Genomic DNA, 12,387 nt, shown 5'->3' with positions numbered 1-12,387 from the left:
ACCTCCCGGACCGTTATAGTCTTGTTCGTGTCCTGTGTTCGCGGCTGCGATCGCCCGTGTTATTCAACAGCGTCTTCCGGCAGACGATCCCGTACTTTCCCGGCGGCATCCCGGTCGAGAACGACGGTCAAGTCCGGATGCAGTTGCAGTACCGAGGCGGGAATATCCGGCGTAACGGGACCGAATAGCGCCTGTTCCACCATCGTAGCTTTATGTTCGCCGTTCGCAAACAGGAATATTTTCCTTGATTGCATAATCGTCTTGATTCCCAAGGTAATACCTTGCCGGGGCACAAGCTCCCTGGAACCGAACATGTCCGCCCGCGCCTCGATCGTCTCCTCGCCGACATCTACGACGCGCGTCACGGCATGGAAAGGGGTGCCAGGCTCGTTGAATCCGATATGGCCGTTGGCGCCCAGCCCCAGCACTTGCAGATCGATTCCGCCAAGAGCCCGAATGTTCCGCTCGTAAGCTTCGGCAACCTGATGCAGATCCGCCGCCATGCTGTCAAAGAAGTGGATCCGTGACGCATCCATGTTGACTTGATCGAACAGTTGCGCCGTTAATCGGGCCAGGCAGCTTGCCGGATTGGCTTGGGAAGCGCCTTGGTATTCGTCGAGGACAAACGCCTCGACGCGGGAAAAATCCAAGCCCCCCTGACGATAGAGGGCGGCTAATTCCCGATAGATCCCTTTCGTTGTCGAACCAGTGGCAAAGCTGATTCTGCTGTCCGCCTTCCTCCCGATTTGCTCCGTAATCTCCTGCGCGCTGCGCCGGTTGAACGCTTCAGTACTTTGTTCCACAATCCATTTCATCGCTTAAGACCTCCAAACTAATGATGCTGCTCCGAGCAGTCCCACCATATGAATATCCAGTTCCGACGTCTCGATCCGTACGAGCGATTGGGCGGCGGCCGGCAAGCTGAATCGGCGAATATAGTCATTGAGCTCCTCGATCAGGCTCATGTCCCTGAACACGCCCCCGCCTACAATGACGGCCTGCGGATTCAACAGGTTCACCGCATTCGTCACGGCCGAACCGAGCGCCTCCATCGCATTCTGCGCAAGGCGCGCCGCAAGCGGATCGCCTCGACGGGCCTCCTCGAAGATCGCTTGCGATTGCAGACGGTCGGCGTAAGCATGCAGCGACGAATGCGGATACGACGCTAAGTGGGCTCCCGCCCGTTCGACCATGCCGCCTCCGGAGGCGATCGGCTCCAAGCAGCCCCGCCTGCCGCAAATGCAGACGTCCCCGTGCGGATCGACCGACATATGGCCGAACTCACCCGCATAATTGGCCGCCCCTCGAACGAGCACGCCGTCCGCCACGATGCCCATCGCAATGCCGGTGCCGACATTGATGTAGATAAAATGCTCGAACTCCTTGCCGGCGCCGTACAGCCGTTCCGCATGCGTAGACGCTTGCACGTCATTGTCCATTGCTGCAGGCAGCCCGTACCTGCGGGTCAGTTCCGCCGCTAAAGCGACCGGTTCGCGAATCGGAATATTGATCGCCTGCACCCACACGCCGCGGCCGGGATCGACCTGGCCGACCAGGCCGACTCCAATGCCGCAAGGAGCCGTTCCGTCCCAAGGCGTTTGCAGGAAATCGTCCGCCGCGCGGTAGATGGAATGGAGCGCGGCCGCTTGGGAAGAACGGTCCATCGGATATTGCTCCGTCCGCAGCACTTCGCCGTCCTCGGCGACGTATCCGGCCCGGATCTTCGTGCCGCCGACATCGATGCCGACGGCGACCGGGCGCTCGTTCATCTTCTTCCCGCGGCCGGTTTGTCCCCTCATTGCACTTCCACGGCCATTCCCGTTTTCGCCGATCGATACATCGCCTCGACGACCTTTAATGCCCGCAAGCCGTCTTCCAATGTGCTGGACGGCTGCACTTTGCCGCGCACGCAATCGATAAAATGCTTCACTTCAAACGCATGCCCTTGTTGAATGACGTCCTTCGGCGCCGGAAAGCTCCATCCTTTCGTCGGGACGACATGCGGCTTGAGGCTCGCTTCCTCTTCATAGGACTTGCCGTATCCGTTCTGGCTGTAGATGCGCAAGCCGCCTGCTTCATGCGTCGTGCTCACATAGGCGGTCCCTTGATCGCCGAACACTTCCAGACGCACATCCATTCCTCCCGATATCGCCCAACTGATGACGATTTCCGCCATGCCTCCGTTCTCGAAACGAAGCACCGCCATCGCGCTGTCTTCCGCGCCGTTCTTGCAATGCTCCTTCCATTTAAGCACTTCCGTTTCGGCATAGACGCGCTTGATTTTCGAACCCATAATCCATTCGAGCGTATTGACGCCATGGATGCCCATGTCGATCGCCGCACCGCCGCCGGTCAAATTCGCATCCCAGAACCACGGGCTATGGAACGGGCCGTTATGGATTTCGTTCGAGCGAAGCATGAGCACTTTGCCGAAGGCGCCTTCGTCGACAAGTTCCTTCGTACGAATCAACGCCGGCTTAAAGCGCATATTCTCCGCATAGACGGCGACGATTCCTTTCTCCTTGGCCGCCCGGACGATCGCTTCGCCTTCTTCCGTATTGCGCGCCAACGGCTTCTCGATCAGGAACGGCTTCCCGGCCTCGATGCAGGCCATGGCCATTTCGTAATGCAAATGGTTGGGAACGGTAATATCCACGCAATCGATCTCCGGATCGCGGATCAAGTCGAGCCAATGGTCGGTCCAGCGTGCCACGCCGAATTGTTCGGCGACCGCTTGCGCTTTCTCCGCCGTCCGGGAAGCGAACATACCGATTTCTATGTTGAATAATTGGTACCCTTCGGCATGCGCTTTGCCCATAAATCCAGTCCCGATGATTCCTACTTTCACTTGTTTTTCCGCCATGTCGACTCCTCCGCTCTCATAAATGGTAAGGTTGCATGCCCCTCATTTCTGTGCACATCCTTATCTTAAATCAAGCGCGAGGGAAGCGAGCAGGTGTACATTTCTTCGATGGCGGGGGAATTTTCTATGAATCGTGCTTTGAACGCAAAACGACAGCCCTCCGAACCGAATCGGAAGCCTGTCGCTATATTTCTTTATTTCATTTTTGAAGTCGACCTTATGTCGTGGGATTGCGATATCTCTTTATCCCGCCCTCTGTCGATATCCCTTTCATTCAGTAAGCTGGTGTATCGGTATCAGCAGCAAGACCGCCGGGTTCCGAGGGCATGGGATGCTTCAGGACTTCACGCGGCGAGCAAATCGCGATCAGACGGAAAGAAGCCGCGGGGTTTCCTGAACGAGTGGGATTTCGACAGAAGGGCCGAAAATGCATAACCGCTAGGCTTGAAAGGTAGCACCATATCCGGTACAACGCCCAATTTCCCCCATGCCTACCATAGCTTCCGTTCGCCAAGTTCCAACTCGATGTCCGTCTCTTGAAAGGCATGCCGATTCCGGCGCGCTTTATCCGAATACAAACGCATCATCGTCGCCAGCCCCAGCGAATCGCTGCGGAACGGGTTGTCGCGCGTTCCCCCTACCAACACCGTGCCCGCATAATGTTCCCACCCGGCGTGAGCATAGAAAGGAACCAACGAAGGGACGCAAGTAAAAAGGCTGATATCCGGCGAATTGCCGGCAATATAGGCAGCCGCTTCCTTCAGCAGTCTCGCCCCGTATCCTTGCCTGCGGCAATCCGGGTGAGTCACCACCTCGCTAATGCCGAAGGCTTGGTAGCTCTGCCCTTTGTGACTGATCTCTTTCCTCGGCACGGCCACATGGCTCACCACCATTCGATCGGAGAGAAGCACGAACGACGTCGGATGCGTATCCGGACAATCCGGCCACACGACAGGCCCGCCTTCAAAAGCTCGCGGCCATTCCTGCCGCATAAGCCCGATAATTTGCTCCCTCCATGCCGCAGGGCATTCTTCTTGAGCAAAATGCAATATTTCCAATAAAGCCATAAGTTCATGTTCCTCCTAATTTTGCGGATTTCCCCCTAAGCGCCCGCCTTCTTTAGAATCGATTCAATTTCCGTGAATCCGCGTTTTTGCGCATGCTGCAGAGGAGTGATCCCGTCGCCGTCGCCAATATTCACATCGGCTCCATGATCGAGCAGCAGTTGTACGATGTTCTGATGCCTCTCGCCGCCATCCCCTAAAATGACCGCTTCCAACAGCGCCGTCCACTGCAAATTGTTAATGTGATTGACATCGACATCGGAATTCGTGAGCAGTTCCCGAACTACCTCGACATGACCGCGTTCCGAAGCCGGGATCAGAGCCGTGCCGCCGAACCGGTTCGTCAGTTTCGTATCGGCGCCGGCGTCAATCGCCAATTTTACAATTTCGAGATATCCTGACGCTCCGGCATACAAAAGCACATTGTCCAAGCTGTTGTCGCGAATGTTAATGTCCGCGCCTTGCTGGATCAATGCTTTCACCGTATCCGCTCGATTGTTGCGCGTTGCCGCCAGGACAGCCGTTCTCCCGCTTCCGTCCGTTGCGTTGATGTCCGCTCCCTCTTGAAGCAGTTGCAGAACCGTATCGGTATCTCCTTCCGCCGCCAAAGCAATCAATTGCAGGTTCATTTCTTCCACCCTCTTTTCATTAGATTGTACTTCATTCGATCCAAGCTGCGAAGAGCCCGGTTCCGATTGGCACGCAGCAAGCATAACGACAAATAGACTTATCAAGAGACGATGCATCATCAAGCCTCCTTTTTCGTTCGTTACTACTATGCTATCATGAAGAGAATCGCATGAAAATGATATATAAAATAAGTTATCTATACGTATTTCATATAGATAAAGGAGCTGTTTGAGATGATGGACATTCGTAAACTGCGGTATTTTATCGCGATTGTAGAGGAAAAAAGCATCTCCGCCGCGGCGAGAAGGCTTCATATTTCGCAACCGCCATTAAGCCAACAATTGAAAGAAATGGAGGAGGAACTTGGCGCCATCTTGGTCGAGAGAAACGGCAAACAGTTGGAAGTAACCGATGCGGGAAAAACCTTATATACGTACGCCTTGCAAATGGATCAGTTAATGGAAGAAGCGAAAATGGAAGTGCGCGAAGTTGGAAACGGGGCGAACGGCAGGCTGACGATAGGCGTCAATACGTTTTCGGTCGCTCGCTTGCCGGAAATCCTTCATCAATTTCAACGGCAATATCCGAAAGTGACGTATAAAATTCAGCAAAACGAATCCGCCCATCTTTGCCGGTTAGTGCGGGATCGGGCCATTGAACTGGCATTCATTCGATTGCCGCTTGAATTGGATGATTTTTCAGTTCTTCATTTGTATAGCGAACCGTTTTATTGGATCTCTTCCCGGAAACGGAATCGTCTTGAAGCTGAAGTATCGCTAACGGACATTGTCAACGAGCCGCTCTTGTTGCCAAGCACACAGGGGTTGGGGGTGCATTATTTAATTTTGGAGGCTTTTTCCCGGTTCGATTTCCATCCCCACATTGTAGGCGAATGTTCCGATATCGTGCTGCTGATGGATTTGGTGTCCACCGATTTTTGTTCGTCGATCGTTCCGGAAACGCTGCTGAACCGGCATAAAGGATATGCCGTTCATGCCTGCAAAATTTCCCCTGCATGCGGGATGTCTTCACTGCTTGGACTCATATGGCTGAAAAATCATCGCTTATCCAACACGGCACAACATTTTATCGAGTGTTTCAAAAATTTCCGAGCTTAGGCACATTCACGGCGTTTATCGAAACTGATATCGATCCGACATTCCAAAGGATAACGTCAACATACCGCCGGTATCCAACAAATCCGCTCCCTGCTCTCTCGCATTGCAAATTACACTGTATATCGAACTGACGCCGACATATTGCTTATATGCTTCATCGTCAAATTGATCGGTCCGAAAACCCTCGAACAATGCGTCATAAATCATATAGTAACTGGCCAACTGAGTGCGATAGACGGGGAAAGCGGTCTCGCCTTTATGTAGTAACATTTCTTCTTGATACGTTAACTTATCGAAGGCATGCTCCGCACAAATTTCCGGCAAAAAAGAATATAACTCCTGCCCTAAGCTGGCATCCTGCAATTGTTCGGCCAATCGTACCGGAAATTCCTCATACTTCTCCTGCGTGTCGCACTCCATGAACATCCGGACAGCCGTCCGTGTGGCGGCGGCAATGTCTTCGGCTTGGTACGGATATGGCGTATAGGTCTCTTCCGACTGCCGCAACAAAATAAATTGCTTCTGCGACGCGAACTCCTGGACTTGCCACTTGCTGACTAGCTCTCCCACGATTTGGCCCAATTCGGGGCTTGGAATATCGTTGATGCGGCATTCGCCGGTGATGTCGTCGCCGTTTTTGGCGCCGTAGATTTTAACGTAACAAAGCTTCTGATTGCCAATCCGTTTCGCGATTCCATCCTTCAGCGCTTCCCAATAGGGCGTCTCCTGCATTTCGGTTGTCGACTCGCCCAGACCGACGATATTGCTTCTATACACTTGCCAATGATGCGCCGTATCTCCGTATTCCGTACGGAGATCTTCGGGATCCCTGTTCTTCTCCATAGATGCGATTCCCTGCATTAACGAAAAGGCGAAGCCGCCGACAGCCATGCCGAGCGCGCTTTTCAAGTTGCCGCCAATGCCTGCCGCTGTCTCGAATATATCGCGATCCCATCTCGGCGAACGCAATTGAAACTGAAGCATAACGGACTGCTCCGACCATCTTGCCACATGAGGACGAATCGTGAGCTCCCATTCGGGAATATACAAACGGTCCCCCTCCACCATCTCCTCCGCCTCGAATATCCCTCTCATCCCGCGATGCAGCAGGAAATGCGCAGGATCCTCGATTTTCTCATCGTCCCAATCCAACCGCTCTTCTCTTTCTTGACTCATTCGTCGCAGCTCCTCTCCATTTTGCCGTCGTTCCTCCCGAAAACGGTAAGTCACTGACTATTATATATCCAATTCAGACCAACGCACAGTTTCGATGTTTTGCCGATGTTTCTTGATTAAATGGTAGAGCATATATCTGCTGCCGAATAAGTCGGGATTTAATTTATAGATATAGTCTAAAATCTCCTCCGTCTTTCCTCGCACTTCTTCATAGAATAAGTTCAAAGGGATTCGGTCCGCCGACCAATAGATTTTGATAACGTCTGCAAGCGCCCTGCCCGGTATTGTTTTATTTTCATCATCGTTTGCAGAAACATATCGAATGGTTATGAGTCCCTCTTCCGATTCTATAAATTCGAGCCAGGAAAGCATCTCCTCGATCACTTTGACCGCTGAATAACCATATCTGTATAGTTCATCTACTGCATCATTCATCATGGAAAACCATGTTAATACCCATTCTTCATAAATATCAAAGTCAATTTCCGTTGGATCTTCTTCTACATGACCAAAAATACAGCCATTGGCTTCCAAACTGAACATTCCGAAAAAATTGCCGTAATATTCTTCGTCAAACTCTTCCAAAGAAAGGCGTTTGATTTCTTCTTCCGGCATTCTTAGCTTATAACTCAACTTCAACAAAAGAGAAATCCCCCTCTCGCGGGTTCATATGGGTTCATGTCCAAATATCAAATATCTAATAATCTCTCTTCTTCACCCAAGAAAATCCATATGGCAGGTTCAAGATGAATAATAAGTTTATTATGGTTTCCCTCCTGTTTAATGACTAGTTTCCCGTCTTGTTCTCGCGCTTCTGTGATATTTTTCAAGTCCATTTCCAAAACCTTCGTCTCGTGTTCTCCGTAATACAAACTCAGTGACATTACTTCTTCATAGGCAGAAAAGTACATGATCAACGAAAAACCCTGACTGTCTTCTCGAATACAAAAATACTCACAAGAGGCATCATCGTGCATATTAATCGGTTGATTTGGAAATAGTTTTATCAAGTCATCTTCATTAAATTCAGTCGTCATCTGTTTTCCCCTACTCTTTTCGAATCTCCGTGATCCCTATATTTTTTCTTTCAACAAAGATAAGGTCATATCCAAACCCCAGCAAATGTAATGAAATGCCAGCCGAAAATGATTTCCGACTGGCTTATTGTTCTATCCTACAACAACTACTCTTCTTCGCCCCACGAAATCCATATGTTGGGTTCGAAATGAATGATGAGTTTTTTATCGTTTCCTTCTTGTGTAATGACTAACTTACCGTCTTGTTCACGCGCCTCAGTAATATTATTCACGTCCATTTTTACAATCTTTGTTTCATGTTCTCCATGATATAGGTTTAGAGAAATTACTTCAGCATAAGCAGAAAAGTACATGATCAATTTGGATCCCTGATTGTCTTTCCGAATGCAAAAATACTCGCAAGAGGCGTCATTGTGCATATTAATACATTATGTAAATAATCTTTTCAAGTCATTCTCATTAAATTCAGTCGTCACTGTCTCACCTCACCCGAAACGCCCCGTAATCACCATAGATCCGACTCAGACCAATACAAAATTTATAGACGAGTTATACTGTACCGTCATTCTATAGATCGTCTCACTTAAAGAACCATTCAAGCAACTCATATTCATTGCCTTTATATGCATGTTGCTTCCTGCGAAATTTTGTGAAATTAAGTATTACACTTGCTATGTATCTAGATAATAGCCCTCCATTTCTTTACGCATGATCTGTAAAACGACCGTAGTAACATGGATTCCTTTAATAAGTTCATTAAAATACTCATCTATATCAAACATAATGTCGTAGTCTATATCATCGATCCAATATACACCTGTAATATTCGCAATCGCTTTTTCAATATATGATCGACCCAACTCTTTTTGATTGGAACGCATGTAGTAATTTTCCTAGTTGGTAATAGTTCTGTACCATTTTAGGTGCCAGTTCAATAGAAAGCAATAAATTCGTTCATATTCAGCTTTATTGGTAAATCGATAATGCCATCCCTTGGCCATTTCCAATATCCCTTGTTCTTCCTTTGTCAAACGTTCAGTAGGGAAACGGTTTAATTTATCGAAAAGCTTTGCGTCCACCCCTCCAAGCATTGTATCCATAATATAGGATGCCAATATCAAGGAAGGGAAGTGGAACGGATCCAATTCCCAAACCTTTTCCAAACATTCCATGCTGCGGTACATATCCACCAATGGAATCTCAAGCTCTACCAAAGCAAGCCAAAGCCATCCCTCAACGCTGTTCGGATTCTCTTTCAAATAATCTTCTACCAACTCTTCGGCGAGTTCGATCTCTTTGGTTTGTCTTATTTTTTCTTTCAACTCGGATAAGGTCATACTTCTCACCCTTACATGGTGAAAGGCCAGCCGAAGAACGTCTTCGACTGGCTATTCAATATTTTCTCTATTTATCCTTTCTTTTTGAATATAAATTTTCGTTGTTTTGCCGATGTTTCTTGATTAAATGAAAGAGTGTATACCTGCTACCGAATAATTCGGGATTTAATCTATAGATATAATCTAAAATCTCCGCCGTCTTTCTACGGACTTCTTCATAGAATAAGTTCAAAGGGATTCGATTTACTGACCAATATATTTCGTTAACTTCTGTAAGCTCTCTTCCTTTTATTGTTTCATTTTGATCATCGTTTGCAGAAACATACCGAATGGTTATGAATCCTTCTTCCGTTTCTATAAATTCGAGCCAAGAAAGCATCTCCTCGATCACTTTGACCGCTGAATAACCGTATTTGTACAGTTCATTTACTGCATCGTTCATTAGTGAAAACCACCCTAAAACCCATTCCTCAAAAAAATCAAAATCAATTTCCGTTGGTTCTTCTTCTACATGCCCAAAAACACAACCATTGGCCTCCAAACTGAACATTCCGAAAAAGTCACCATAATACTCTTCATCAAACTCTTGCAAAGATAGGCGTTTGATTTCTTCTTCCGGCATTCTCAGTTTATAGTTAACTTTTATTGACAAGATAGTCCCCTCTTTCTAAAATCCAAAATCTTCGATGGTATATTTATGCAAACCATAAGCTGTTCGAGGTATTCCGTCTCCTACCCCCATTATAACCTTTTCTCCTTTATAGATAGTTTCATATTTTCCTGATTTAAAACCATTTTTCTTTGCTATCTCATAAAGTTTTTCTGTTGCTTCAAAGATCTCCTCTTCTGTCCAGTTTTTATTAAAGAATGATCGATCTGATATACTCTTCGCGACTTGCTCCCTTGAAGTTTTTTCTATTTCGTGAGGGATTTGACGTTTTACTTTTTCAAATGAATGACGATTTGTTAAGTGTTTTTTCAATTTTTTCGATAAAATACCAGTTGCGCTTATTAATTTTCCACTTTCAACACCTAATTTTGTCCCTCTAATACCATAAAGAACGCCTCTTACAATCTTATCAAGTATCCCTTCGCCAACAAAGACTAATATATAAGAATCTCCATTATAAAAATATTCGTAAAGAGTGCCATACTTATCCCTCCCTAACGATGCGTCGGCATAAGCATATCGCAGTAATCGGCTATTGATTTCGCCCTTTTCCTCAAGAAAGTCTAATCCTCTATAGATATCAAGAGCAACATGCGTTCCCCATTTATTGATCACATGCTCATACGCCATCACGGACATCAGGAAATGCTCATCATAGGCTCCTGTTATATCGCCATCATAAAACATCATCTGTTTTAGATAACCTTGAACCTTTGAAATATCCGAAGAAGAAATGGTTGTATTGTATCTAGTGATCAATTCGTCAGCATCAAGTTCAATGTCCTGCTCGCCTTCATTATATACACTCACATAAGCTTCGTATGGAAATGCCGGCGCGTCGTCAGCAACAATTCTAACCAAGTATCTTCCGTTCTGGGCATATTCCCCAATATTGGGTTGATTCACTTTTCCGTCCCAAGTAAAACGTAAATTCGTATTTCCAGCCAACATATACATTTTCTCTTGATACACTAATCGTCCCGGATTACCTGTATTCTTCTCAAAAATGCTGATTGTTGTACTGAAATGATCCTCGGTAAACTTCCACGTAAATTGTACAGGTTCTTCGTGTCCGGGAAGCGCATTGATAGCTTTGAACATGGGGGAAGCGGTTAGTACTTTAATGCTTACTTGCCCCTTTTTCAAACTGCTAAAGGGCTGGATCGACCGAATATTGCTTCTCGCCATTTTAGTTGCAATCGTAACGTTGGGGTCGTAATTGAGCTTGATATAATACGTTCCCGTCTCAACAGGAATAAATACATGATCCTCTTGGTCGGAATCAAAGGTTGTGACAATATTCCCCTCTTGATCCTCTAGTGTTGCCAACCCTTCTGTAAAATTGACGCTCATCTGAGTTGATTCTGCTACATTGAATTTGTAGTAAAAATTATCGAATACGGAGGTTAGGTCAAAATCATAGACTTGGTCAAAGCTGATTGCTTCTGCCGTTTCGCGATTGGATTGCCTTGCTTCTTCTACCGTAAGAAATGTAACAGCACTGGAACTGTTTAATACTTGCACATAATACGTTTGATTTGCGCGAAGGTTGGCTTCCATTTTATTATAGTAGACGCCGTGAATCTCAATAGTTTGCCCATCTGAACCTATCTGGCGATGCAAACCGGGATCGTCGAACAATCGAACAATCGCGGCTTGATTATTTTCCGTAAATAATCGATGAAGTCCGCTCTTATTCGGCGTAAATTTGTAATAAGCATTGCCGTCATTAGCATGAATCACTTGAGCGGTTTGGTTGATTTCAATATCATAAAAGCTGGTCTGTTCTTCTTCGGTTTCACTTAGAAATCTGTGAAATCCGTAAAAAACGATCGGCGCTTCCCCGGCTACAGTTACGACAATTTTTCCTTTTGGGGGAATCGAGGGTATACTGGCAACACCAACTTTATCCGCATAAACAGTTCCATCTTGATTATACGCAGTGTAATTCAATAATAAATTGGCGTTCCCTATCTTCTTTCTCGTCAATTGCAACATTTCTTCCGTATGATTAAAGAATGTCGCACTTTCCCCGGTTTGCAATTGTTTATAAGTCAAGGCCGGTTCGTTGCTAACGCTCAAACGAAGGAGTTCTTTATTATAAATGGCTGTTACAGGTGGGTCAGTTACGCCTGTTACGATCAGTTCTCCTCCAGATGGGATACTTATACTTGAAGAAGTATACTTATAACCTTTGCTCTTTCCTTTCCCATTTTCATAATAAACAGCTACATTGGGATAATTGTGAAGCGAACTATGGCTGTCGAAAATAACGGATTGAGAACGTGTAGACGTATTTTTAAAAGAATAACTTGAACCATTCGTGATAAGCTGCTTCTCAAGAGCGGGATCCTCCGAAGAATAACCGATAAGATAGCGATTGTAACTCCATGTCGCAGTCTACTTTCGCGGTAGTTTTTTTAAAATAATCGCCTTCGCATATCACCGCGGTAAAATATATGCACTATACTCAGAAGTTTTGGCTTTTCAAA

General features: G+C 46.8%; 14 protein-coding genes. 1 reads left to right on the top strand and 13 read right to left on the bottom strand.

All coding sequences use genetic code 11. The features are described from left to right. Nucleotides 1–59: 59 nt before the first annotated feature. The 5 genes from KQI79_RS10975 to KQI79_RS10955 form a co-directional block, all read right to left on the bottom strand. Nucleotides 60–815, bottom strand: coding sequence for a glucosamine-6-phosphate deaminase (locus KQI79_RS10975; RefSeq protein ID WP_216538274.1), 756 nt, complete (start codon nucleotides 813–815; stop codon nucleotides 60–62). Nucleotides 816–818: 3 nt separating this feature from the next. Continuing rightward, complete coding sequence (locus KQI79_RS10970) at nucleotides 819–1,799, bottom strand: ROK family protein (protein ID WP_216538273.1); 981 nt, start codon at nucleotides 1,797–1,799, stop codon at nucleotides 819–821. Next, entirely contained in the window at nucleotides 1,796–2,863 is a 1,068-nt protein-coding gene (locus tag KQI79_RS10965) for a Gfo/Idh/MocA family protein (RefSeq protein WP_216538272.1), read from the bottom strand. Before KQI79_RS10965 ends, KQI79_RS10970 begins: the two co-directional genes overlap by 4 nt. 491 nt (nucleotides 2,864–3,354) lie before the next feature. Next, nucleotides 3,355–3,930: a GNAT family N-acetyltransferase gene (locus KQI79_RS10960; protein WP_216538271.1), complete on the bottom strand. Its 576-nt coding sequence runs from the start codon at nucleotides 3,928–3,930 to the stop codon at nucleotides 3,355–3,357. 35 nt (nucleotides 3,931–3,965) lie between these two features. Further along, on the bottom strand, nucleotides 3,966–4,556 hold the full coding sequence (locus KQI79_RS10955; RefSeq protein ID WP_216538309.1) for an ankyrin repeat domain-containing protein: 591 nt from the start codon (nucleotides 4,554–4,556) through the stop codon (nucleotides 3,966–3,968). 237 nt (nucleotides 4,557–4,793) lie between these two features. On the opposite strand from KQI79_RS10955, the gene KQI79_RS10950 reads away from it, so the two are divergent. Continuing rightward, the gene (locus tag KQI79_RS10950) at nucleotides 4,794–5,675 is read left to right on the top strand and encodes a LysR family transcriptional regulator (RefSeq protein ID WP_216538308.1); all 882 of its coding nucleotides are present in this window, start codon (nucleotides 4,794–4,796) and stop codon (nucleotides 5,673–5,675) included. Between the two features lie 15 nt (nucleotides 5,676–5,690). Here KQI79_RS10950 and KQI79_RS10945 read toward each other — a convergent pair whose 3' ends face one another. From KQI79_RS10945 to KQI79_RS10910, 8 genes are all read right to left on the bottom strand, one after another. Then, nucleotides 5,691–6,851 carry a DUF6348 family protein gene (locus KQI79_RS10945; RefSeq protein ID WP_216538270.1) on the bottom strand — a complete coding sequence of 387 codons (1,161 nt, stop codon included), beginning with the start codon at nucleotides 6,849–6,851 and terminating at the stop codon, nucleotides 5,691–5,693. Nucleotides 6,852–6,911: 60 nt separating this feature from the next. Then, the gene (locus KQI79_RS10940) at nucleotides 6,912–7,493 is read right to left on the bottom strand and encodes a hypothetical protein (protein ID WP_216538269.1); all 582 of its coding nucleotides are present in this window, start codon (nucleotides 7,491–7,493) and stop codon (nucleotides 6,912–6,914) included. Nucleotides 7,494–7,540: 47 nt separating this feature from the next. After that, nucleotides 7,541–7,888, bottom strand: a complete 348-nt coding sequence (locus KQI79_RS10935) for a hypothetical protein (protein WP_216538268.1) — start codon at nucleotides 7,886–7,888, stop codon at nucleotides 7,541–7,543. A gap of 146 nt (nucleotides 7,889–8,034) precedes the next feature. Further along, on the bottom strand, nucleotides 8,035–8,241 hold the full coding sequence (locus tag KQI79_RS10930; RefSeq protein WP_216538267.1) for a hypothetical protein: 207 nt from the start codon (nucleotides 8,239–8,241) through the stop codon (nucleotides 8,035–8,037). 318 nt (nucleotides 8,242–8,559) lie between these two features. Then, on the bottom strand, nucleotides 8,560–8,769 hold the full coding sequence (locus tag KQI79_RS10925) for a hypothetical protein (RefSeq protein WP_216538266.1): 210 nt from the start codon (nucleotides 8,767–8,769) through the stop codon (nucleotides 8,560–8,562). Between the two features lie 12 nt (nucleotides 8,770–8,781). Further along, entirely contained in the window at nucleotides 8,782–9,225 is a 444-nt protein-coding gene (locus KQI79_RS10920) for a tetratricopeptide repeat protein (RefSeq protein WP_216538265.1), read from the bottom strand. A gap of 67 nt (nucleotides 9,226–9,292) precedes the next feature. Beyond that, the gene (locus KQI79_RS10915; protein ID WP_216538264.1) at nucleotides 9,293–9,877 is read right to left on the bottom strand and encodes a ubiquitin family protein; all 585 of its coding nucleotides are present in this window, start codon (nucleotides 9,875–9,877) and stop codon (nucleotides 9,293–9,295) included. Between the two features lie 15 nt (nucleotides 9,878–9,892). Beyond that, entirely contained in the window at nucleotides 9,893–11,977 is a 2,085-nt protein-coding gene (locus tag KQI79_RS10910) for a hypothetical protein (RefSeq protein ID WP_216538263.1), read from the bottom strand. Between the last annotated feature and the right edge of the window lie 410 nt (nucleotides 11,978–12,387).

Source organism: Paenibacillus sp. MSJ-34 (genome assembly GCF_018918005.1).
In the GTDB taxonomy this organism is placed as follows: Bacteria; Bacillota; Bacilli; order Paenibacillales; family Paenibacillaceae; genus MSJ-34.
Note: the sequence above shows the minus strand (reverse complement) of the source record. Positions and strands in the feature narration are given on the sequence as shown.